Genomic DNA, 21,662 nt, shown 5'->3' on the forward strand with positions numbered 1-21,662 from the left:
GAACGAGCGCTACGGCTCCCCCAACGCCGCCTGGGCCTTCTGGCAGGCCAACGGCTGGTACTAAGAGTCACCCACCGACTCCCAGCCGCGGCACCGGCACCACCCGCAGCACCCGTAGCACCCGCAAGGCCCCGCCCTCCCCACGGAGGGGCGGGGCCTGCCGCGTTTCCGCGCGGGACGTCAGCGCACGACACGGACCTCGGCGAGGCTGAGCGGACCGCTCCCGGTGCCCGCGAGCTGGACCCGGACGTACCGTCCGCCCTTGCCCACGGCGACGGTGGTCGGGCGCCCGGCGGTGCCCGGCTGCCGGTAGCCGCTCACCCCGGGCTGGGCGAGCACGTCGCTCAGGGATCCGGAGGCGAAGGGCTGGTCGGAGACCAGGACGTAGAAGTCGGTGAGCCGTGCGGCGCAGCAGTCGGTACGGTTCCAGATCTCGATCCTGCCGATCGCCGCGGACTCCCCGAGGTCGGTCTGCCACCACGGCTGGACCTGCTCCGCGGTGTGCGTGACGGATCCGTTGGCGTACGCGCCGTCGGTGTTGCCGTCCACGGCCCGGCCGGCCGAGCCGCCGTAGAGCGTCGTGGACTGCGTGGCGGGCTGGCCTTGGGCGAGATGGCCGCTGCCCGACTGTTCCGGCAGGACCTGGATCTCGGCCAGCTGGAGATAGCTGGGCGTGGCGTCGTCGATCTGGATCCTGACGTACCGGGCGGTCGTGACCAGCGGAAGGGTGAGGAGCCGCTGGGCCGAGACGCCGGTGGTCCTGTGCCGGTGGACGTCGGGGCGGGCGAGCAACTCGCTCAGGGTGTCGTCCCCGAAGGGCTGCTGGGAGGCGAGGACGTAGAAGTCGTGGAGGCGGTCCGCGCAGCAGTCCACACGGTTCCACAGGACCAGGCTGCCGAGCCGGTGCGCGGCGCCGAGGTCGACCTGCCACCACGGGTAGGGCTGCTGCAGGGTGTGGGCGACGGATCCCCGGCCGAAGTAGCCGTCGATGTCGCCGTCCACGGCCTTCTCGGCACCCGCCTGGGTGGAGGACTGTTCGGCGGGGCGCGCGAGCGCCAGATTGGCGCGGATCAGCGGGGCGGGCGCCTGGTCCTCGATCGCGGCCGATCCCGCGGCGGAGCCGCTCGCGGTGAGGGCGTACGCGCCGAACACGCCACTCGACGGCGGGGTCACGTCCCAGGTCGCGGTCGCCACGTCGCCGGCCCGCAGGGTCGTGGGGATCGCCTGTGACGACCGCTGGGCGGACCAGCCCGTCGGCACGGCGAGCCCGAGCTGCACACCGGTGGCGGGCTGGTCGTGCCACCACGTGTACGTGGCCGTCACCTGCTGGGTGGCGCCGGGCTGGAAGGGCGTCCGCGCGGGGGCGAGGTGGACGGTGGGGCGCTGGAGATTCCCGGCCGGTGCGGGCCCCGGCGGGGTGAAGGCGTCCAGGTCGGCGAGGTCGTAGGTCGTCTGGCCCAACGTGAGCGCGCTGCCCGTGGCGGTGCCGGTCGGGACGGGGCCGCGGCCGACCGCCAGCACGACCTTGAAGTCCGTACTCGTGCCGGTGCGGGTGATGCGGAACGCGCCGTTGCTCGTGGACATCGTGGCGCCCGTGGGGTCGAGCAGCCAGCCCTTGAGCCAGGCGTCGCCCCGGGTGAAGAGGAAGGTCTGCGTACCGGACTCGGGGGTCCCGTAGGAGATGTGCACGCCGGGTTCGGGGGCGAGCTGCCAGTCGATCCGGTGCGCGGTGTCGTCGGCGAACCGGTCGTGCACGGCCGTCACCGCGTCCGCGACGGAGGTCGACCGCAGATCGACGGCCTGTTCGCGCCGCGCGGTGTCGACGGCGTAGTCGTTGCGCGCGTCGAGGGAGACGTAGCCGCCGCCCTGCCCGGAATAGGCCCGCCCGCCGCTCACATTGCCGTTCTTGCCCGGGGTGGTGCCCGGGGGGACGGCGGCACCGTCGATCAGCGGCTTGGAGAACAGGCTGAGGTTGGTGTTCTCCTTCGCGGGCTGTCTCGCCCAGGTGGTTCCCTGCCCGATGATCGAGGTGGCGAAGGACTCGGGCTGTGCCCAACCCATGTGGTTCTCGTTGCGGTTGGTCACCGCGATCAGGGTGTCGTCGTCGCCCTGGAAGCGGTCACGGAAGAAATAGGCGCCGACCTCGTCGTCGAGCAGCGCACCGCGCAGGGCGGCGGAGGAGTCCGGATCGGCCGCGGCGACCCCTTCGGGCCAGTTCACCAGGGCCGCCTGGCCGCCGGTCGCGCCGTTGAGGCGTTCGTACAACCAGCGGTACGCCGCCTGGACGGTCGGGGTTCCGGTCCCCAGCAGCGCGGCGCTCGGCCCCCCGGTCCGCTCACCGACACCGAACTGGAGCCGGTCCTTCGTGGGACGCAGGGAGTGGGTGTGCAGCGCGAGTTCGGCCATGCGCGGGCGCTGCCAGGAGGCGTCGAGATCACCGAGACCGGCGTTGCGGGTCGCACGGACCACCGGAGCGAGGGTGCTCGCGCCGTAGTTCAGGTAGTCCCAGCCCTCCTGGTTCCAGCCGGCGTCGCCGAACGCCTGGTCCAGGTGGAGGCGGATCTCCCCGAGCAGGAAGGTGATCCGGTCGTCGCGCAGGCCGTAGTCGCCGTCGCCCCGCGCCGCGAGATGCGTGAGCAGCTCCGCACCGCGCAGGATCGCGACCCAGTTGCTCGCCTTGTCGGTGGGGTGGTCGATGTTGCCGTGCCGCACGGTGGCGAAGTACGAGGCGGCGTACTCCATCGTCTCCAGAGCCTCCGCACGCTGCGCGGGGGACCAGCCGTCGTGGGCCAGGTCGTACGCGGGAGCCAGCTGCGCCATCGTGTTGCCGACCTCCAGCGTCTGCTGGGTGCGCAGGACGACGCCGGCCTCCTGGAACCGGCCGAACGCCAGCTCCGCGTAGGACTGTTCACCGGTCACCGCGTAGGCGAACGCGGCGTCCTGCGCGGTTCCCTTGTCCGCGGCGAGGTCGTTCAGCAGGCGGTTCCAGATCTATCCGGGGGTGCCGGGCGCGTCGATGAGCCGCCGCACCTTGGCGAGATCGGTGGGGGCGATCGTCCGGGGGTGGGCGGCCGGCGCGGGTACGGCGACGGGGGCGGCGGCCGCGGCCGCCGCCGAGGCGAGCCCGGTGAGCATCAGCGTGAGCGCGAGGAGGTGCGCGACGAGCGGGCCGAGTCGTGTTCGCGTCAAGGTCTTCCTCCGGCTTCGTCGTGGGAGAGGCCGGGGGAACCTACCGCGCCGGCGAGCGATCGTCCATACATTCTGATCGATCGTTCGATCGCGCTGCGCGTTCGATAGGGGCAGGGCGGGCTCAGGGCCCGGAGTCGGAACGCTCCCCGCGTGCGCGGACCTTTACGGGCGAGGGTTGAGGAGGGTGCGCAGCACCGGGCGGGCGGCTTCGACGGCGTCGGCGCCGGGGGTCGACGGCAGCGCCCCGCTGATCCACAGGTTCGCGAAGCCGTGCGCGATCGACCAGGCGGCGAGTGTCGTGTGCTCGGGGGTGCCCTTCGACGCGGCGGCCGCCGCGCCCGCCCCCTTGCGAAGGACGTCCCCCGCGCGGGTCTCCGCCCGGCGGAGGGCCTCGTCGTCCGCGCGATAGAGGCCGGGCTGGAACATCACCGCGAAGTGGACCGGATGGTGGACGGCGAAGTCCACGTAGGACAGGCCCACGGTGAGGAAGTCCGGTTCGGCGGCTTCGAGCGCGTCGGCGAGCAGGGTGAACCCGTCAGTGGCGATGGCGGTCAGGACGCCGGTCTTGTCCCCGAAGTGGTGGGCGGGTGCCGCATGCGAGACGCCTGCGCGCCGGGCCAGCTCGCGCAGGCTCCACCCGTCGAGGCCGGACTCGTCGATCGCCGCGACGGCGGCGGCGACGATCGTCCGGCGCAGGTCTCCATGGTGGTATCCGCTCTTGGGCACAGGCGCGATCCTCTCAACTTGTCATTGACAAGATACCGCACCGGGGCTACGTTCACCCCAGAACTTGACAGTGACTAGATGTGGAGCGCGGACATGACACTCATCGTTCTCCTGGCCTCGTTCGCCCTGCTGCGCGGTCTCGGCGCGCTCGGTGTGCGGCGCTTCGCCACCTGGCCCGCCGCGGCGGCGCACGCGGTGGCGGTCATGCTGTTCATGACCGCCAGTGCGCACTTCGTCCCGGCGGGCGCCACCGTCCCCATGCCGAACCATGCCGACCTCGTCGCCATGGTCCCGTCGGCGGTCCCGTTCCCCTCGGCGGCCGTCCACCTCACGGGTGTGCTCGAACTCCTCGGCGCCGTCGGGCTGATCACCGCCCGGTTCCGCCGCGCCGCCGGCTACGGACTGGCGCTGCTGTTCGTCCTCATGCTGCCGGCGAACATCAACGCCGCCGTCGCCGAGATCCCGTTCGCGGGGGAGCCCGCCTCGCCGTTGTGGCAGCGCGTCCCCGAGCAGATCCTCTACATCGCCATGGCTCTGTGGGCCACGCGCGGCGCCCGGCCGCTGCCCCGCCTGCGGCGGCGAAGCGCTGCGGCGAAGGCGACGGCGCCGGCGCCGGCGCGGGCGCGCGGCTGAGGCGCCTTCCCGGTCCGCTGGTTCAGGCGGCCTCGGCCCCGGCGTCGGCGGCTCCGTGGGCGTCGCAGGCGCCCTCGATGCCGTACGTCTCCCAGGCCGGGAAGTCGTCCTCGGTCGGGACCGGCTCGTCCGGGCGGAGGAGGCAGGCGTCCAGGGCGGCGCGCAGGGAGCCCGTGCGCAGACCGATCCCGATGAACACGAGCTCCTGCCCCTGTGCGGCGCCGGGGTCGAGGGCCCCGGAGGGCTCGAAGCGGGCGACGGCGCCGGCCTGGGACCACAACCCGGTCACGCGCGGGCGGGTCGCGAGCCGGAAGAAGCCCTTGGAGCGCAGGATCCGGCCGTGGGCCCCGCTGTCGAGGCCCTCGGTGACCAGAGTCCAGAGGCGGCCGGGGTGGAAGAGGGCGTCCGAGCGGTACACGAGGGAGGAGATGCCGTACTCCTCGGTCTCCGGCACGTGGTCCCCGTTGAGCTCCTTGACCCAGCCGGGGGCCTGTTGGGCCCGCTCGACGTCGAACAGGCGGGTTCCCAGGACCTGTTCGAGGGCGACCGCGCCCCGGACGGCGTCCACGACCCGTGCCTCGGGGTTCAGGCGGGTGAGGGTGGCCCGCAGTCGGGCGGCCTGGTCCGGCCCGACCAGGTCGAGCTTGTTGAGCACGATGACGTCGGCGAACTCGACCTGGTCCACGAGGAGATCGCTGACGGTCCGCTCGTCGTCCTCGTACGGGGCGAGGCCGCGAGCGGCGAGTTCGTCGCCACCGTCGAGTTCGGGCAGGAAGTTCGCGGCGTCCACGACGGTGACCATGGTGTCGAGCCGCGCGAGGTCCCCGAGGGCGGCGCCGTCGTCCCGGGGGAACGAGAAGGTGGCGGCCACGGGCATCGGTTCCGAGATGCCGCTCGACTCGATGAGGAGATGGTCGAAACGGCCCTCCCGTGCGAGGCGGTCCACCTCCTCCAGCAGGTCGTCGCGCAGGGTGCAGCAGATGCACCCGTTGGTCATCTCGACCAGCCGCTCCTCGGTGCGCGAGAGCGCGGCCTCGCCGCCGCGGACGAGCGCGGCGTCGATGTTGACCTCGCTCATGTCGTTGACGATGACGGCGACACGCAGCCCCTCACGGTTGCCGAGGACGTGGTTGAGCAGCGTGGTCTTGCCCGCGCCGAGGAACCCCGACAGGACGGTGACGGGCAGCCGCCCGTCGTGCGTACCGGTCATGGGATCAGCCCTCGGGGCGCAGCAGCCCGCGCTCGTAGGCCTTCACCAGCCGCTGCGGCACCTGGTACACCGAGCCGTCGACGGTGATCGGCACCAGCTGCGGGGTGGTGGCCTTCCACTGGGCGCGGCGGTGACGGGTGTTGCTGCGGGACATCTTCCGCTTGGGGACGGCCATGGGATCTCCTGGGTGTGCCGGGTGGAGCTGTCCCCGAGACCGTATATGAAAATGGATTCCATGTGCAAAATGATGTCGGGGCCTCAGTCGTCGAAGGAGCCGTGCCGTCCCCGGCCCCCGGCGAAGGCGGCCGCTCCCGTGGCGGTCTCGCCGGCCGACAGCGGCACCATGCCGTGCCGCAGCTCCGCCGCCAGGGCCTCGGACTCGGGCAGGCCGTGCTGTTCCCGCACGGAGAGCCGGTCGTGGCGCAGGCACAGTTGGGGGAAGGCCGCGATCTCCCGGGCGAGCTCCTCGGCCGCGGCCCGGGCGCCGCCCGGCGGGACGAGGCGGTTGGCGAGGCCCATCGCGTACGCCTCGGCCGCCGGAACGGCGCGGCCGGTGAGAATGAGGTCCATCGCCCGGCTCTCACCGATCAGCCGGGGGAGCCGGACCGTGCCGCCGTCGATCAGCGGCACGCCCCATCGGCGGCAGAACACCCCGAAGACCGCGTCCTCCTCGGCCACCCGCAGGTCGCACCAGAGGGCCAGTTCGAGCCCGCCCGCCACGGCGTGGCCGGCGACGGCCGCGACGACCGGCTTCGACAGGCGCAAGCGGGTCGGGCCCATCGGGCCGTCGCCTTCCGGCGCCACCCGGTTGCCGCGCTCGGTGCCGATCGCCTTGAGATCGGCACCCGCGCAGAAGGTCCCGCCCTCGCCCCAGAGCACGGCGACGGAGGCATCGGGATCCGCGTCGAACGCGCGGAAGGCGTCCGCCAGTTGCCGGGCCGTCGGTCCGTCCACGGCGTTGCGGGCGGCGGGCCGCGACAGGACCACGGTCGTCACGGGCCCGTCCCGCTCGACGCGGACGGCGGGGCGTGCTGAGTCATCGGTCATGGCCGCATTCTCGCGGGGCCCCGCGGCCGGGGCCAGGACACCGCCGACGATCGCGCCTCAGTCGACGTCGGCGCGCGTCGTGCCCATCTTCAGGCCGTCGACCCAGTGGACCGACTCGACGTCGAAGATGGTCGAGCCGTACGAGCCCCAGCGCGGGACGTTGCCCTTGAGGTCCCAGGTCACCGCGTTCTGACGGTCCGCGACCAGTTGCCCGTTGACGTACAGGGCGAAGGAGCCGCTCGTGGACGACTGGGCGTCGATACCCAGCTCGATCTTGTTCCAGGTACCCGGCGTCCAGGCGACGCTGCCGACCGAGATCCACTGCTCGCCGGGGGCGACGTACCAGATCTTCAGCCGGCTGTCCTCGACCTTCATGAGCACCGGATAGTTCTGGTCGTGCTCCTCGCCGGTGCCCCAGGACTTCCACTGGAACACCGTCTGCGCGTTGCCCGTCTTGGTCATGGACTCCCAGCCGAACCAGTACGTCCTGCCGGACGTGAGGGTGCGGCCGGCGATGCCGTGCCCCTCGCACCGTTCGGAGCCCGCCGCCTTGGTGAAGCCGAAGATCTTGCCGCGACCGTCGTTCCAGTCCGGCTGATAGACGTACGAGGGGGAGTCGCAGAGGATCGAGGCGAAGACGGCCGTTCCTCCGTTGTCGGCGTCTCCGTCCCACTCGACCGCGGCGTGCGCGGGCGTCGTGAGGACGAAGGTGAGCGCGGTGGCGAGCGCCGTGGGGAGCGCTGCCGTGAAGAGCTTCTGGACGATGCTGCGTTGCATGGATTCCTCCGGTGGGGGGAGTGCGATTCCGTGCGGGGCGCCCGCCCCGCGGAGGACGGGCGCCCGGGTCCGGTCGGCGTCAGCCGAGGCGGACGGTGATCCTCTGGGGCGCGCCGAACTGGCCCGTGAGGTCGCCGAAGGTGAGCCGCAGCGACGAGCCGGTGAGGGCGGCCGTGACCGTGGCGGGCTTCGAGAGCACCTTGCTGACCCTGCGGTTCCAGACCACGTTCAGGGACGTGGCCGCTCGCGCCGGGTCGGAGACGACGACGGTCGCCGTGCCGCTCCCGTGCTCCCGTACGAGGACGGAGGCGGGGGCGTCGGCCTGGAGCCCGCCGACCGTGCCCGCGGCCCAGAAGTTCACGGCGGTGAGCCCCAGCCTCGGGACGCGTACGCCCTGCTGGTCCGCGGAGTTGGTGAGGATCCGCAGCCGGTCACGGTCGCAGGCGCGCTGGGCCGTGGTCCTGGCGCTCGCCCCCGGCAGCAGGACGTAGGCGTAGTCGCCGTCCTCCGGGTCGACACCGTGGTCGGTGAAGAGCGTGAGGTAGCGGCGGGTGATCGGGTCGGCGGGGCCGCCGGTGTTGATGTCCCGCCAGGAGCCGGTGCGCTCCTCGCGTACGGCGCTGAGCCGTGTGCCGCCCGGGAAGACGTAGCCGGCGTGCCCGGCGATGTGGGCCCACTCGGCGTCCTCGAAGGTGGCCGTCCACCCCTGCGTGACCGGCTGGGCCTTGCCGTCGACGGTGAGGAGGGGCGCGCCGGTCGCGCCGAGCGCGCGGTTGTCGACGGTCGTCTCGACGGCGTGGCCGTCCGCCGCGGTGACGCCGGCGCCGAGGCAGACGACGGAGTCGTCTAGGAAGAACCAGGACTTGCGGGCCTCCATGGTGCTGGAGATGCCCTTCAGGTGCTGCCCGACGGCGGCGAACTCGCCGTCCGTGGTGCCGCCGACCCAGGCGGCGTCCGGCATGGGCTGTCCCCAGTTGCCGCCCTCGCCGTCGGCCAGTGGCTTGCGGGACGCGGTGATGCCGGGCAGGCGGTACGGGTCGACGGTGGGCCAGTAGGCGTCCGAGTACTGCTCCAGGCCGAAGTCGGCGCCCCACCAGGAGAGCCACCCGGCGCCGGTGTGGTAGCCGCGGGCGTGCTCGCCGTTGCCGAACTCGTAATGGGCGATGCGGTTCGAGGCCATGGAGACGGAGGCCGCCCAGTCGCGACGGCGGTGGGTGGCCCGCGCCATGTTGGGGAACAGCCGGTGTCCGACCGGCTCGGGGGCGGCCTTGACGGAGGTGTCGTCCTGCAGGGACTGCAGGAGCGACGCCCTGATGAGGGAGAGGCCGGGGTTCTTGAGCGCGGGGTAGTGGTAGTCGCGCTGCAGCCAGCCCTTGACCATCGCGCGCCAGCGGGCGTTCTCCTCGGGGCTCGCTCCCTGGCCGAGCAGCAGGATGGTCGCCATCAGGCCGTGTGCGCGCTGGTGCTCGTTGGTGCCGACGCGGCTGATGCCCCGGCTGCTGACGTTGTCCATCATCAGGCCGTTGTAGATGAAGGGGGCGACGGCCTTCTCCACCGTGTCGAGGAAGAGCTGGGTGCCCGCTCCGGTCACTTCCCAGCTGGTGCCGCGCAGCAGCGCGAGCAGCCGGCCCACGCCGTCGTGGAGCACCGAACCGTAGCCGCCGATGTAGGGGACGTTGCGGTGCTGGACGAACGACCCGTCGTCGTAGAAACCGTCGCCCGAGGTGACGTACGGGAACACCGGGGCCAGCGCCTGGGCGGCCAGCGTGATCTTGCCCGCGTCCTTGCCGACGATGCCGCGCAGGATCACCCCGCGACAGAGGTCGACCCGGTTGGCCCCCGTGCTGGTTCCCGTGTACGAGTCGAACACCGAGTCCGGTACGAACGCGTCCACGGCCCGGCAGAAGCCGGCGATCTGCTCCGCCGACAGGTGGTCGTACATCAGCACACAGGTGTCCATCAGCGCCTGTGGGGCGCCGATCTGCCAGTTGTACCAGTTGCCGTAGCGCGTGGTGTTCTCGTTGTAGACCTCCGCGCGGAGGTGGTCGAGGCCGGTGAGGATCGCGTCGCGGAGCCCGGTGTCCCCGGTCAGTCCTGTGCCCGGCTGCGAGTACGCCTCGGCCATGGTGCGCAGCCGGTTGAAGCCCTCGTTCATCGTCACCGAGAAGGCGTAGGACTCGGCGTCGAGATCCGGCTCCGGGTCGGTCCAGGAACGGCCGGGCCAGAGCGAACCGCTCGCCGGGACCATGGTCGAGGCGAGGTCGGCGGCGGTCGTGCCGAGGCTCGCGAGGATGGTTCGGTACGGCTCGGCGGTGGGGCTGAAGCCCGTGCCCAGGATGAGGCCGCGCCACCTGGCGCGCAGCGCGTCGAACTCCGCGTCGGACTCCGCCGCGGACGCCGGGAGTGGGGAGGCGGAGGACGGGTGCGCGAGTGCTCCCGTGAGCCCGAGGGCGAGCGCGCCCCCACCTGCGGCGTGGAGGAAGGTGCGGCGACGCCAGGGAGATGACATGGGAGACGACCTTTACGGGAGGAGCGCGTCGTTGCCTCGGCGCTGTCGCTGGCTCGGGAGCGTGGGGTTTCTAGCACGCAGAAAACCAACACAGCAACGGTTTGGACAGGAACAGCCGTCAGTTGTCCGTACGGACGTAAACGTTCAGAATCGATCGAAGGCTCGCTACACTGCGCCGGAAGCGGGGTGTCGGAGGAGGGGAGCGGGGAGTGCACGCGGAACACAGGCACCAGGCGATCCTGCGCAGGCTGCGCGAAGAGGGCTCGCTGCGCGTCAGCGACTTCGCCGCCGAACTGGGCGTCTCCCCGGTCACGGTCCGGCGGGACGTCGAGGTCCTCGCCGACCGCGGCCTGGTCGCCCGGGTGCACGGCGGAGCCATGCTCCCCGAGACATGGGCGGAGACGGCTCCCGTCGAGGCCGCCGCCCCCGCCCGGGCGCGCGGCCGGGAGCGGGTCGTCGGCCTTGTCGTACCGGCCGCCGACTACTACTACCCCGAGGTCATCAAGGGCGCGCGTGAGGCAGCCGCCGCCCGGAACGTCCGCCTGGTCCTCGACATCTCGGGGTACGACGCCGACGAGGAGCGCGCCCAGGTCGAGCGGATGATCGGCGACGGGGTCGACGGGCTGCTCGTCGTCCCCTCGGGGCCGCGCCGCTGGTACGAGGAACTGCCCGTCCCCGTCGTCATCGTGGAGCGCCGCCCCGAGGCGGACGAGGCGGCCGGGATCGACCACGTCGTCTCCGACCACGTCCACGGGGCACGCCTCGCCGTACGGCACCTCGTGGACGCGGGCCGCCGTCGCCTCGCGCTGCTCGTCCGCGGGGCGAGCCCGACCGCGCCCGGGATCGTCGAGGGCTTCGAAGCCGGCGTGCGGGCGGCCGGCCTCACCGACCCCGGTGCGGTGACCGTCCTGGACATCCCCGACGCGGCCGTCGGGAGCCGGGAGCACGACGGCCCGGTCGAGGAGCTGCTCGACGCCGTGGCGGAGGGCCGCGTCGACGCCGTCATCGCCCACCCCGACAACGAAGCCCTCGCGCTGCTGCGCCGGCTGCGCGCACGGGGGCTCCAGGTCCCCGGCGACGTCGCCGTCGTGGCGTACGACGACGAGGTCGCCGGACTCGCCGACATCCCGCTGAGCGCGGTCGCCCCCGCCAAGTACGAAGTCGGCTCCTCCGCGGTGGAGTTGCTGGTGCGCCGACTCGACCAACCGGACGCCCCCCGGCACCGGCTCTTCGTCTTGCCCCAGCTGCGAGCACGCTCGTCTAGCGGGGGCTAGGGTCTTTCGTTTGGATCAGGCTGGATCAGGGAGCGGGGTCTGGTGCCGTGGATCGCAAGGCGGAGGAGGGAGTCAACGCGGAGCGTTGGGGACTGACGACAACGCGGCGAGGCGCGGTGCCAGGGCCCGCGAGCCCGGCATGATCCAAACGAAAGGCCCTAGGCCACCGGGGCTGGGAGGTTCATCAGCGCGAGCTTGGCCGGGTCGACCACGACCGTGAGGGCGGTGATCCGGCCGTCGGCGACGGTGAACGCGAGGACCGAGAGCGGCGTGCCGTCCTCGCGCCACGACACGAAGCCCGGGAGACCGTCGACGAGCACCGGCCGACCCCGCGTGGCCGCGTCGGCCGACAGTCGCGCGCCGGCCGCGACCTTGGTGGCGCCCAAGGTGACCATCACACCGGACGGGGTGTCGACGGTCAGCCGCACCTCGGGGTCGAGCACCCGCAGCAGCTCCTCGAACTCGCCGTGGCGCGCCGCCGCGAGGAAGGCCCGGACCACCGCACGCTGCTCCGGCCCCGCGCCGCTCGGCCGCTCACCCGCCCGCACCTTCCTGCGGGCCCGGCTGGCGAGCATCTTCGTGGCCGCGGTGGACCTGCCGAGGATGCGGCCGATCTCCTCGAACGGCACCGCGAACAGGTCGTGCAGGACGAACGCGAGCCGCTCGCTCGGCCCGAGCGTCTCCAGAACGACGAGGAGCGCGAGCCCGACCGAGTCGGCGAGCACGGCGTCGTCCTCGGGTGCGGGGCTGTCGTCGACCGTCACCACGTACTCGGGCAGGCCGTCGTCGTAGGGCCTCTCCGGGCGGGCCCGACGCGCCCGCAGCACGTCGAGGCTGATCCGGCCGACCACCGTGGTCAGCCAGCCGGCGAGGTTGTCGATGGACGTCGTGTCCTGGCGGGAGAGCCGCAGCCAGGCCTCCTGGACCACGTCCTCGGCGTCGGCGTACGACCCGAGCATGCGGTGGGCGACCGCGCGCAGCCGGTCGCGCTGCGCCTCGAACGTGTCGGCCGGCGGGACCGGCTGCGTCGGCCTCGGGCCCGTCGGGCTGGTGTCGGTCATGGTGTTACCTTCCTCGGCTCGGCTCCGTCACGGGTGATGACGGGCCCCGAGGGGCACAGGTAACCGATGAAGGAGCAGGACCGATGGAAGCACGTGTGAAGAGCCCGGCCCATCCTGATGTGATCACCGCGATCCAGCATCTCTACAAGGCGATTCACGCCGGTGGCGTGGACCGGAACCTGCTGTCCCTGGTCCATCTGCGCACCAGTCAGATCAACGGTTGCAGCCCCTGTGTCTTCGCCTCGGTCGAGGCCGCGCGGAAGGCAGGGGAGAGCGAGGAGCGGCTGCACCACGTGGTCGCCTGGCGCGACACGCCCTTCTACACGGACGAGGAGCGGGCGGCCCTCGCCCTCGCCGAGGCGGCGACCCGTCTGCAGGACGGCGCGCCGGGGGTGACCGACGAGATCTGGGACGCCGCCGCCGCGCACTTCAGCGAGGAGCAACTGGGCGCGATCACCCTGGAGATCGCGATGACCAACCTCTTCAACCGGATCAACCGCACGGTCCGGGAACAGGCGGGCAGGACCTGGTGAGCCGTACGAGGTGAGGAGAGGGACCGGCGTCCCGGGCTCGGCCGTCGGGGCCCGGCCCGGGACGGGGTCCCGTGGTCAGTGCCTCTCCTTCTCGAACGTGTGGAGCAGGTCGGCGGCGACGCTCACCGCGATCGTCGCGGGTTCCTTGCCGGTGATGTCCGGCAGTCCGATCGGGGTCTTGATCCGGTCGATCGTGGCGTCGTCGTGACCGCCCTCGGTGGAGAGCCGCTTGCGGAACCGGGTCCACTTGGCCGCCGAGCCGATCAGGCCGATGGACCCGAGGTGAGGCGTCCGCAGCGCCGCGTCGCACAGGGCGGCGTCCTCGGCGTGGTCGTGGGTCATGATCAGGACGTGGGTGCCGGCCGGCAGGTCCTCGAGGACCTCCTCGGGCAGCAGGGGCGTGTGATGCACATGCACCTGCGCCACCGCGTCCGACAGGACGTCCAGGCGCTCCTCGGCCAGGATGTCGGAGCGGCTGTCGATCAGATGGAGGTCGAGGTCCATCCGCGCCAGGATGCGCGCCAGTTCGAGACCGACATGGCCCACACCGAAGATCGCCACCGCCCGTACCACCGGGAGCGGTTCGAGCAGCACCGAGACCGTACCGCCGCAGCACTGCACTCCGTGCCGGTTGGTCACCTTGTCGTTCAGCGCGAAGTCGATCAGCTCCGGCTCCGGTTCGGGCGCGGGGACGGAGATCATCTGCCGGGCCCGGTCGATCGCGACGGCCTCGACATTGCCACCACCGATCGAACCCCACGTCTCGTTCCGCCCCACGACGAGCTTCGCCCCGGCGTCCCGCGGGGCGTGGCCGCGCACGGTCGCGACGGTCACCAGCACGCCGGACTCCCGGCGTGCTCGCAGCCGCGCGACCGCGGCGACCCACGTCATGTCAGGCACCGCTCAGCACTTCGGCCCGGGAGGCGACACCCGCGCGAGCCGCCTCGATCGCCCAGTACACGGCCTCGGGTGTCGCCGGCGAGGCCAGCTCCACGGCGACCCCGCTCGGCCCGAACGCGGCGGCGGCCTGCCGCAGCGCCTCCCGGACCGAGAACGCCAGCATCAGCGGAGGCTCGCCCACCGCCTTGGAGCCGTAGACCGCGCCCTCCTCGGTGGCATTGCGCAGCAGGGTCACATGGAACTCCTCGGGCATCTCCGAGAAGCTCGGCAGCTTGTACGTGCTCGCCGCCTGGGTCAGCAGCCGGCCGCGGTGCGGCCCGTCACCGGCGTCCCAACGCAGGTCCTCCAGCGTCAGCCAGCCCGCGCCCTGCACGAAGCCACCCTCCACCTGACCGATGTCGATCATCGGGGACAGACTGTCACCGACGTCGTGCACGATGTCGACCCGCCGGACGCGGTACGCGCCCGTGAAACCGTCCACCTCCACCTCGGCCGCCGCCGCACCGTACGAGAAGTACTTGAACGGTGAGCCCTTGAAGGCCTTCGCGTCCCAGTGCAGCCCCTCGGTCCGGTAGAAACCGGCCGCCGACAACTGGACCCGCTGGAGGTACGCGGTGCGCACCAGCTCGTCCCAGCCCAGCTCCGTCTCGCCGCCCAGGACGCGTGCGACACCCTCGACGATGCGGACGTCCGAGGCGTTCGCGCCCAGCTGCGTGGCGGCCACCCCCAGCAGCCGCTCGCGCAGCTGCTCGCAGGCGTTCTTCACCGCCGCGCCGTTCAGGTCCGTGCCCGCGCTGGCGGCGGTGGCGGAGGTGTTGGGCACCTTGTCGGTCCGCGTCGGGGCCAGCCGTACCTTGTGCGGCGGGATGCCCAGCGTGGTCGCCGCGACCTGCAGCATCTTCGTGTGCAGGCCCTGGCCCATCTCGGTGCCGCCGTGGTTGATCAGGACCGAGCCGTCCTTGTAGATCAGCACCAGCGCGCCGCCCTGGTTGAAGGCGGTGAGGTTGAAGGAGATGCCGAACTTGATGCCGGTGATCGCCAGCGCCCGCTTGGTGTGCGGGTGGGCCGCGTTGAACGCGGCGATCTCGCGCCTGCGGTCGGCGACGCCGCCGTTCTCCTCGACCTGCTGCCAGACCGTGGAGATCCGCTCGGCCTGGGTCACCGGCTGCCCGTACGGCGTCGACTGGCCGAGCCCGGGCCGGTAGAAGTTGCGCTTGCGCAGCTCCGTCGGGTCCAGTCCGAGCCGAGGCGCGCAACGGCCCATGATGTCCTCGATCACCAGCATGCCCTGCGGTCCGCCGAAGCCGCGGAAGGCCGTGTTGGAGACCTTGTTGGTCTTGGCGATACGGCCGGTGACACGGGCGTTGGGGATCCAGTACGTGTTGTCGATGTGGCAGAGCGCTCGGGCCACCACCGGTTCCGACAGGTCGAGGCTCCAGCCGCCGTCCGCCGTCAGGGTGGCCTCCAGGGCCTGGATGCGGCCCTCCGCGTCGAAGCCGATCTTCCACTCGGCGCGGAAGCCGTGCCGCTTGCCCGACATCGTGAGGTCCTGCGTCCGGTTGAGCCGCACCCGGACCGGCCGGCCGGTCAGCCTGGCGCCGAGCGCGGCGACGGCAGCGAAGCCGTGCGGCTGCATCTCCTTGCCGCCGAAGCCGCCGCCCATCCGCAGACACTGCACGGTGACCTCGTGGCTGTGCAGACCGAGGACGTGCGCGACGATCTCCTGGGTCTCCGAGGGGTGCTGGGTGCTGCTCTGGACGAAGACCTGCTCCGCCTCGTCGACGTAGGCCAGCGCGGCGTGCGTCTCCAGATAGAAGTGCTCCTGGTCGGAGAACTGGAACGTGCCGGTGAAGACGTGCGCGGACTCGGCGAAGCCCGCCTCGACGTCGCCGGTCACCATCGTGGGCCGGGCGCCGTGGAAGCTCCCGGCGGCGACGGCCTCCTCCAACGTGATCACGGACGGCTTCTCGTCGAGCTCCACCTCGACGGCCGCCGCGCCCAGCCGGGCCGCCTCCAGGGTCTCGGCCAGCACCCAGGCGACCGCGTGGCCGTGGAACATGACCTCGTCGGGGAAGAGCGGTTCGTCGTGCTTCATCCCCGCGTCGTTGACCCCCGGCACATCGGCGCCGGTCAGCACGCGGACCACGCCGGGCACGTCGAACGCGGGTCCGGTGCGCAGCGCGGTGATCGTGCCGTGGGCCTTCGTCACCTGGACCGGGTAGGCGTGCAGCACGTCCTTGGTCCGGTGGACCAGGTCGTCGGTGTACAGCGCGGCGCCCGTGACGTGCAGGGCGGCACTCTCGTGGGGCATCGAGACCCCGACGACCGGCTTCTCGGGGCGAGCGGACAGCTGGCTCATGACGACACCGCCTCGGTGTTGCGCGCGTACAGTTTCAGCAGGCTCTGGCCGAGCATCGCGGAGCGGTACACGGCGCTGGCGCGATGGTCGTCCATCGGCGTCCCCGCCGCCCGCAGCTCCCGGGCCGCGGTCTCGACGGTCTCCGCCGTCCACGGCCGGCCCTCCAGGGCCTCCTCGGCAGCGAGGGCGCGGATCGGGGTGGCGGCCACACCGCCCAGACCGATCCGGGCCTTGCGGACGATCCCGTCCTCGACGGCGAGCGCGAAGGCGACCGCGACACTGGAGATGTCGTCGAAGCGCCGCTTGGCGATCTTGTGGAAGGCCACCACGGGCGACAGCGGCACGGGGACGCGCACCGCGCGGATCAGCTCGCCCGGGCGGCGCACGCTCTGCCGGTAGCCGGTGAAGTACTCCGCGAGCGGGACCTCGCGCTCACCGTCGGCGTCGGCGAGCACCACCGTCGCCTCCAGCGCGAGCAGCACGGGCGGGGTGTCCCCGATGGGGGAGCCGGTACCGAGGTTTCCGCCCAGGGTCGCGCCGTTGCGGATCAGCCGGGAGGCGAACTGCGGGAACAGCTCCGCGAGGAGCGGCACGCGGCCGTCGAGGCGGCGCTCGATCTCGGTGAGCGTCAGCGCGGCCCCGATCTCGATGTGGTCGGATCCGACACGCAGCTCCCGCAGTTCGGGCAGCCGGTCGACGGCGACCACGCAATCGGCGCGCCGGGAGCGGATGTTCACCTCCACGCCCCAGTCCGTGGAGCCCGCGACCACCACCGCGTCGGGCCGCTCGCGCAGCAAGCGCAGCGTCTCGGCCAGGGTCTCCTTCCGCAGGAAGGTGCTGCCGTCCCGGGTGTACGCGGTGGCGGTAGGCGCGGGCGGCGGCTGGTCGCGCCGCCGCGCCAGCGGGTCCTCTTCGGTGGGCTCACCGACGGCGAACGCGGCATCGCGAATCGGGCGGTAGCCGGTGCAGCGGCACAGGTTGCCGCTCAGCGCGTGCAGATCGAAGCCGTTCGGACCGTGCTCGTGGTCGGTGCCGTCGGCGGGCGGGGAGCCCGCGTCGGACTCCGGCTCCGCGTGCGCGCAACGGTCGGGGCGGTAGTACTCGGCGGCCATGCTGCAGATGAACCCCGGTGTGCAGTAACCGCATTGGGAGCCGCCGCGGACCGCCATCTCCTCCTGCACAGGGTGCAGGGTGGGCGGCGTGCCGGGCGCGCCTGCGGTGGCGAGACCCTCGGAGGTGACGATCTCCTGGCCGTCGAGCGCCGCGGCGGGGACGAGGCAGGCGTTGACGGCCACCCAGTCGGTGGGCCTGTTCACCCCGGGACGTGCCACCAGGACCGAGCAGGCCCCGCACTCACCCTCGGCACAGCCCTCCTTGGTGCCGGTGAGGCCGCGCTCGCGCAGGAAGTCGAGCACGGTGGTGTGGGGCGCGGACGGGGCGATCGGTGCGTCGTTCCCGTTGACCGTGATCCGCGGCCCGTCGTCGGAGGCCGATGCCATGGCAGACCTTCGGTTTGGTGCGTGAGCGGTCGATTCAGCGGTATTCGCCAATTTCGGGCAGCTTTCTGTGTTCGGCGGCGCCATGTGTCAGGGACGGGCGCGCGAAGCCGCACGCGACAGCGGCGTGCGGGGAGGCGGGGGCGGTGCGGGGAAGCCGGGAACGCGCCGTCGAAGGGCGCGTCGCAACGGCTTCGGGGGCCGGCGTGTCAGCAGCCGTGCGCGATACGACCCGGAGCCCAGGCCGTGATGTGGGCGAGGCGCGTCAGATCGGAGCGGGTGTTCATCCGTCGGTCGCCTCCTCGCGGTCGTTCGGGCCGATGGACCGATGTGTGACCGCAAGCTAGTTGCTGATGCCACGGAGGTCAAGGAGCGGTGACCCGGCGCAGGGTGCGGATGGCCGGTACAGCGAGCAGGACCACGCAGCCCGCCAGGCAGACGCCCGCGGAGAGCAGGAGGAGCCGCGCCGGGGAGGCCAGGGCGATGGCCGGCCCCGCCAGGATCTGGCCGAGCGCGATACCGGAGACCGAGCCGGCCAGCTCGTAGGCGGACACCCGGTTGAGCACCGCGGGCGGCGTGTGCGTCTGCACGCTGGTCGCCCACATCACCGACCAGAACGCCAGGGCGCCGCCGCCGAGGACATGACCGGCCAGGAGCACCGGCAGTCCGGTGCCGAGCGCCAGACAGAGGGGCAGCACGGAGTACAGCGCCATCGCGAGGGCGCCCGCTGCCAGGGGCCGGGCCGGGCGCAGGCGCAGGGCGAGCAGGCCGCCGAGCACCGTTCCGGCACCGAGGAAGGAGACCGCCAGACCGTACGCGTTCGGGCCGAGACGGTCACCGACGAGCGCCGAACCGAGCGGGACGATGGGGCCGAAGAGCAGGACTCCGAAGACCATCCAGACGAGGATGACGGACCAGAGCCAGGCGCGTGCGCGGAACTCCCGCCAGCCCTGGTGGAGGTCCCGGCGCAGTGAACCGCCCGTGCGGCCGGGGGAGTCGGCGTCGACGGCCGGGGCGAGCCGCAGCAGCGCCAGGCAGAGCGCGCTGAGCAGGAAGGTGCCCGCGTCGATCGCGTACACCGTTCCCGCCCCGGCCAGGGCGATCAGGAGCCCCGCCAGGGCCGGGCCGAGCAGATGGGCCAGCGCGTCGGCCACCTTGAGCGTGGCGTTGGCCCGTTGCGGCTCGGCGGCGACCAGCGGGACCATCCCGTTCGCCCCCGGCAGGAACATCGCGACGGCCGCGCCGGCCAGGGCCGCCATGGTCAGCAGGAGCCAGAACGGCGGGGTCCCGGCGAAGAAGGCGGCGGCCAGCACCCCCTGGGTGAGCACCCGCACGAGATCCGCGCCGACCATCATCCGGCGCGCCCCGAACCGGTCGGCGAACACGCCGCCGAACAGCACCAGGACGACGAACGTCCCGGTCCAGGTGCCGAGGACGTAGCCGACCCCGGAGATCCCGTACAGCGCGCCGACGGCCAGGGCGGAGGCCACCGGCATCATCGCGTCGCCCAGGAGCGAGATCGTGCGGGCGGTGAAGAAGAGAGCGAAGCGCCGGTCCCACAACGGGGGGCGCGTGCGGTCCCCCATGGTCGGCGAGGCCTCACGGGCCTGGGCGGTCTCGGTCCGGCGGGGTGTCTGAGGGGTGGTCACGATCCGATGATGGTTTAGACCAATTGCTCGCCCCCAGTGTCCTGAACGACATGATGGGGTACTTTCGCGCCATGACGCCTCGTCCGCTGCCGAACTCCCCGGCGCCGCACCGGGTGGTGGCCCTCCTGGCGCCCCCGCAGGCCACGTTCCCGCTGGCCTGCGCGACCGAGGTGTTCGGCGACCACGGCCCGGCGATCCCCCCGTACTACGCCTTCGAGGTGTGCACCGAACACCCCGGTCCCGTACCCACCCAGGCCGGCTACGACCTGCTCGTCACGGCGGGCCTCGACGCCCTGGAGCGCGCGGACACCGTGCTCGTCCCCGGCTGGAAGGAGCACGCGGGCGCCGAGGTGCCGCCGGCCGTGGTCGCCGCGGTCCGGGCCGCGCACCACCGCGGCGCGCGGGTCGTCGGCATCTGCACGGGCGCCTTCGTGCTCGCCGCCGCCGGTCTCCTCGACGGCCGGCGGGCCGCCACCCACTGGGCGCGCGCCGCCGAACTGGCGAGCAGGTTCCCGAAGGTGACCGTCGACCCCGCGGTGCTCTACGTGGACCACGGCGACGTCGCCACCAGCGCCGGTGCCGCGGCCGGTGCCGACCTCTGCCTGCACCTCGTGAGCTCCGACCGGGGCGCCGCGTACGCGATGCGGATCGCCCGCCAGATGGTGATGCCGCCGCACCGCGAGGGCTGCCAGCTGCAGTACGCCGAACTGCCCACCACCGGACCGGTCGCCGACTCGCTCGCCCCGCTCCTGGAGTGGCTGTCCGGGAGGCTGGACCAGCCGGTCAGCGTCGCCGAGATGGCGGACCGCGCCCAGGTCTCGACGCGCACCCTCACCCGGCGTTTCACCGGCCAACTGGGCATCAGCCCCGGACGCTGGCTCCTCGACCGGCGGATCGCCGCCACGCGCGCCCTCCTCGAGGAGACCGACCTGCCGGTGGAGACCATCGCGCACCGGGTCGGCCTCTCCTCGGCCGTCAATCTGCGGCGACGGTTCCACGAGGCGCTGCGGACCACGCCCGCCGCCTACCGCCGCGCCTTCCGCGCGGACACCACGAGGTAGCGCGCACGGCCCAGGGATCGGAGGCCGCCCATGGGATCAGGGGCCGCCCATGGGATCGGGGGCCGCTCACGGGATCAGGAGCCGCCCCCGTGGGATCAGGGGCCGCCCATGGAGGTGGCGTACGCCGTCTCGCTGACCTCCACCTCGGGGTGGCGGCGCAGTTCGACGACGGCGGCGCGGCAGGCGTCGGGCCATTTCTGCCGTGCGCCGACGGCGGTCGCGAGGCCGACGGCGATCAGACCCGCCACGAGTCCCCCCTCGGCGCTGAGCGAGCGGACCACGGCCAGCGCGGCCGTGGGGTCGGCGAGCGGCTCACCGTACTCATGGACTTCCTCCACCTCCTCCGCCATCCGCGCCGCGAGGACGGGGCGCCCGTCGATCGTGTCGGTCAACTCGCGCAGCGAGAGCAGGAGTTCGGGCTCGGAGGCCTTCAGGTCGATGGCCCGCACGAGGAGGGCGGTGCGGGTGGCGATCACCGCGGGCTCGGCGGCCAGCCGCCGGGCCAGGGCCGCGCACATCCCGGGGTCGCGGAGCGACGAGCCGATGAGGGAGTGCAGCCGACGGCGCGCCGGAAGGTCCCCGGCGTTCCCTCCGCCGCCCTCCGGTTCGCCGGCCGCGATCAGGGCCAGGAGCCGGTCCACGACACCGGCCAGGAGGCTACCGGGCCGCACGCCGCCGACCGGGTGCGGCAGTTCGGACTGGGCCAGCTCCGTCAGCCTGTAGCTCACCCGCCAGAAGCTCAAGCCGGTGCCGGGGTCGGTGTAGACGTCCGCGAGGGCCGCGCCGGCCGCGGGGGTGTACGGCACCCAGTCGCGGAGGGCGAACAGGGCCTGGTCCGCGGCGTCCTCGTCGGCGACGAACGGCAGCCGGGCGACCAGCTCGCCGTATCGCGACCGGTGGGCCGGGGCCAGATCCCCCGGGTTCACGTCCAGGAGCGAGCGCCGGGCGGCGCTCGGTCCCTCGATCGCGGCCGACTCCAGCAGGGCCCACATCTCCTCGGCCGGCAGCAGTGTCGTGGCCAGACCGATGACGGTGGCGCGTACGTCCGGGTGGACGCCCGGGGCGCGGCCCACGGTGGACAGGAGGGCAGTGGCGGCGCCCGCGGGCAGGTGCCGGGCCGCGAGCCGGGCGGCCGCCTTCCGTACGGTGATCTTCACCCCGCTCTCCCGGGTCAGGACGTCGTGGACCAGGGTCGCGACCTGGCTGGGCCGGGCGTGCGCGGCGGCGCGGCCGGCCGC

General features: G+C 72.7%; 17 protein-coding genes and 1 pseudogene. 4 read left to right on the top strand and 14 right to left on the bottom strand.

What is annotated here, in order from left to right:
- Nucleotides 1-180: 180 nt before the first annotated feature.
- The 3 genes from AB0E14_RS35685 to AB0E14_RS35695 all read right to left on the bottom strand — a co-directional run bounded on the left by AB0E14_RS35685 (nucleotide 181) and on the right by AB0E14_RS35695 (nucleotide 3,915).
- A complete protein-coding gene (locus AB0E14_RS35685) occupies nucleotides 181-2,919 on the bottom strand; it encodes a discoidin domain-containing protein (protein WP_362428279.1) in 2,739 nt (912 codons plus the stop codon).
- A 72-nt stretch (nucleotides 2,920-2,991) separates the two neighbouring features.
- The gene (locus AB0E14_RS35690) at nucleotides 2,992-3,189 is read right to left on the bottom strand and encodes a hypothetical protein (protein ID WP_362428282.1); all 198 of its coding nucleotides are present in this window, start codon (nucleotides 3,187-3,189) and stop codon (nucleotides 2,992-2,994) included.
- A 162-nt stretch (nucleotides 3,190-3,351) separates the two neighbouring features.
- Nucleotides 3,352-3,915, bottom strand: a complete 564-nt coding sequence (locus tag AB0E14_RS35695; RefSeq protein WP_362428285.1) for a WHG domain-containing protein — start codon at nucleotides 3,913-3,915, stop codon at nucleotides 3,352-3,354.
- A 93-nt stretch (nucleotides 3,916-4,008) separates the two neighbouring features.
- On the opposite strand from AB0E14_RS35695, the gene AB0E14_RS35700 reads away from it, so the two are divergent.
- The gene (locus tag AB0E14_RS35700; protein ID WP_362428288.1) at nucleotides 4,009-4,548 is read left to right on the top strand and encodes a hypothetical protein; all 540 of its coding nucleotides are present in this window, start codon (nucleotides 4,009-4,011) and stop codon (nucleotides 4,546-4,548) included.
- Nucleotides 4,549-4,570: 22 nt separating this feature from the next.
- On the opposite strand, the gene AB0E14_RS35705 is transcribed toward AB0E14_RS35700, so the two are convergent.
- The 5 genes from AB0E14_RS35705 to AB0E14_RS35725 all read right to left on the bottom strand — a co-directional run bounded on the left by AB0E14_RS35705 (nucleotide 4,571) and on the right by AB0E14_RS35725 (nucleotide 10,091).
- Complete coding sequence (locus AB0E14_RS35705) at nucleotides 4,571-5,758, bottom strand: GTP-binding protein (RefSeq protein ID WP_362428291.1); 1,188 nt, start codon at nucleotides 5,756-5,758, stop codon at nucleotides 4,571-4,573.
- A 4-nt stretch (nucleotides 5,759-5,762) separates the two neighbouring features.
- Nucleotides 5,763-5,933, bottom strand: coding sequence for a 50S ribosomal protein L32 (gene rpmF, locus AB0E14_RS35710; protein WP_007267665.1), 171 nt, complete (start codon nucleotides 5,931-5,933; stop codon nucleotides 5,763-5,765).
- An 83-nt stretch (nucleotides 5,934-6,016) separates the two neighbouring features.
- The gene (locus tag AB0E14_RS35715) at nucleotides 6,017-6,805 is read right to left on the bottom strand and encodes a crotonase/enoyl-CoA hydratase family protein (RefSeq protein WP_362428294.1); all 789 of its coding nucleotides are present in this window, start codon (nucleotides 6,803-6,805) and stop codon (nucleotides 6,017-6,019) included.
- Between the two features lie 57 nt (nucleotides 6,806-6,862).
- Nucleotides 6,863-7,582, bottom strand: a complete 720-nt coding sequence (locus tag AB0E14_RS35720) for a heparin lyase I family protein (RefSeq protein ID WP_362428297.1) — start codon at nucleotides 7,580-7,582, stop codon at nucleotides 6,863-6,865.
- 79 nt (nucleotides 7,583-7,661) lie between these two features.
- Entirely contained in the window at nucleotides 7,662-10,091 is a 2,430-nt protein-coding gene (locus AB0E14_RS35725) for a polysaccharide lyase 8 family protein (protein ID WP_362428300.1), read from the bottom strand.
- 209 nt (nucleotides 10,092-10,300) lie between these two features.
- On the opposite strand from AB0E14_RS35725, the gene AB0E14_RS35730 reads away from it, so the two are divergent.
- A complete protein-coding gene (locus AB0E14_RS35730) occupies nucleotides 10,301-11,365 on the top strand; it encodes a substrate-binding domain-containing protein (RefSeq protein WP_362428303.1) in 1,065 nt (354 codons plus the stop codon).
- A gap of 158 nt (nucleotides 11,366-11,523) precedes the next feature.
- Here AB0E14_RS35730 and AB0E14_RS35735 read toward each other — a convergent pair whose 3' ends face one another.
- Nucleotides 11,524-12,426: a sigma-70 family RNA polymerase sigma factor gene (locus tag AB0E14_RS35735; RefSeq protein WP_362428305.1), complete on the bottom strand. Its 903-nt coding sequence runs from the start codon at nucleotides 12,424-12,426 to the stop codon at nucleotides 11,524-11,526.
- An 83-nt stretch (nucleotides 12,427-12,509) separates the two neighbouring features.
- Here AB0E14_RS35735 and AB0E14_RS35740 point away from each other — a divergent pair, with 83 nt between their 5' ends.
- Nucleotides 12,510-12,959 carry a carboxymuconolactone decarboxylase family protein gene (locus tag AB0E14_RS35740; RefSeq protein ID WP_362428308.1) on the top strand — a complete coding sequence of 150 codons (450 nt, stop codon included), beginning with the start codon at nucleotides 12,510-12,512 and terminating at the stop codon, nucleotides 12,957-12,959.
- Between the two features lie 75 nt (nucleotides 12,960-13,034).
- On the opposite strand, the gene xdhC is transcribed toward AB0E14_RS35740, so the two are convergent.
- From xdhC to AB0E14_RS35760, 4 genes are all read right to left on the bottom strand, one after another.
- Nucleotides 13,035-13,850 (bottom strand): xanthine dehydrogenase accessory protein XdhC, encoded by an 816-nt coding sequence (xdhC, locus tag AB0E14_RS35745; RefSeq protein WP_362428311.1) that lies wholly within the window; start codon nucleotides 13,848-13,850, stop codon nucleotides 13,035-13,037.
- A gap of 1 nt (nucleotide 13,851) precedes the next feature.
- Complete coding sequence (gene xdhB / locus AB0E14_RS35750; protein WP_362428314.1) at nucleotides 13,852-16,218, bottom strand: xanthine dehydrogenase molybdopterin binding subunit; 2,367 nt, start codon at nucleotides 16,216-16,218, stop codon at nucleotides 13,852-13,854.
- Nucleotides 16,215-17,717, bottom strand: coding sequence for an FAD binding domain-containing protein (locus AB0E14_RS35755; RefSeq protein WP_362428317.1), 1,503 nt, complete (start codon nucleotides 17,715-17,717; stop codon nucleotides 16,215-16,217). Before AB0E14_RS35755 ends, xdhB begins: the two co-directional genes overlap by 4 nt.
- Nucleotides 17,718-18,079: 362 nt before the next feature.
- Complete coding sequence (locus tag AB0E14_RS35760; RefSeq protein ID WP_362428320.1) at nucleotides 18,080-19,363, bottom strand: MFS transporter; 1,284 nt, start codon at nucleotides 19,361-19,363, stop codon at nucleotides 18,080-18,082.
- A 71-nt stretch (nucleotides 19,364-19,434) separates the two neighbouring features.
- Here AB0E14_RS35760 and AB0E14_RS35765 point away from each other — a divergent pair, with 71 nt between their 5' ends.
- Nucleotides 19,435-20,424: a helix-turn-helix domain-containing protein gene (locus AB0E14_RS35765; protein WP_362428324.1), complete on the top strand. Its 990-nt coding sequence runs from the start codon at nucleotides 19,435-19,437 to the stop codon at nucleotides 20,422-20,424.
- Nucleotides 20,425-20,519: 95 nt separating this feature from the next.
- On the opposite strand, the pseudogene AB0E14_RS35770 reads toward AB0E14_RS35765, so the two are convergent.
- Nucleotides 20,520-21,662, bottom strand: a pseudogene (locus tag AB0E14_RS35770) (hypothetical protein); the annotation flags it as partial.

Origin of the sequence: Streptomyces sp. NPDC047981 (genome assembly GCF_040653315.1) — a bacterium.
In the GTDB taxonomy this organism is placed as follows: Bacteria; Actinomycetota; Actinomycetes; order Streptomycetales; family Streptomycetaceae; genus Streptomyces.

What these genes read in the sequence shown, in the direction of transcription:
- AB0E14_RS35705 (WP_362428291.1), bottom strand. Translation starts at nt 5,758, where the DNA reads ATGACCGGTACGCACGACGGGCGGCTGCCCGTCACCGTCCTGTCGGGG.
- xdhB (WP_362428314.1), bottom strand. Translation starts at nt 16,218, where the DNA reads ATGAGCCAGCTGTCCGCTCGCCCCGAGAAGCCGGTCGTCGGGGTCTCG.
- rpmF (WP_007267665.1), bottom strand. Translation starts at nt 5,933, where the DNA reads ATGGCCGTCCCCAAGCGGAAGATGTCCCGCAGCAACACCCGTCACCGC.
- AB0E14_RS35755 (WP_362428317.1), bottom strand. Translation starts at nt 17,717, where the DNA reads ATGGCATCGGCCTCCGACGACGGGCCGCGGATCACGGTCAACGGGAAC.
- AB0E14_RS35700 (WP_362428288.1), top strand. Translation starts at nt 4,009, where the DNA reads ATGACACTCATCGTTCTCCTGGCCTCGTTCGCCCTGCTGCGCGGTCTC.
- AB0E14_RS35715 (WP_362428294.1), bottom strand. Translation starts at nt 6,805, where the DNA reads ATGACCGATGACTCAGCACGCCCCGCCGTCCGCGTCGAGCGGGACGGG.
- AB0E14_RS35735 (WP_362428305.1), bottom strand. Translation starts at nt 12,426, where the DNA reads ATGACCGACACCAGCCCGACGGGCCCGAGGCCGACGCAGCCGGTCCCG.
- AB0E14_RS35740 (WP_362428308.1), top strand. Translation starts at nt 12,510, where the DNA reads ATGGAAGCACGTGTGAAGAGCCCGGCCCATCCTGATGTGATCACCGCG.
- AB0E14_RS35765 (WP_362428324.1), top strand. Translation starts at nt 19,435, where the DNA reads ATGACGCCTCGTCCGCTGCCGAACTCCCCGGCGCCGCACCGGGTGGTG.
- xdhC (WP_362428311.1), bottom strand. Translation starts at nt 13,850, where the DNA reads ATGACGTGGGTCGCCGCGGTCGCGCGGCTGCGAGCACGCCGGGAGTCC.
- AB0E14_RS35725 (WP_362428300.1), bottom strand. Translation starts at nt 10,091, where the DNA reads ATGTCATCTCCCTGGCGTCGCCGCACCTTCCTCCACGCCGCAGGTGGG.
- AB0E14_RS35720 (WP_362428297.1), bottom strand. Translation starts at nt 7,582, where the DNA reads ATGCAACGCAGCATCGTCCAGAAGCTCTTCACGGCAGCGCTCCCCACG.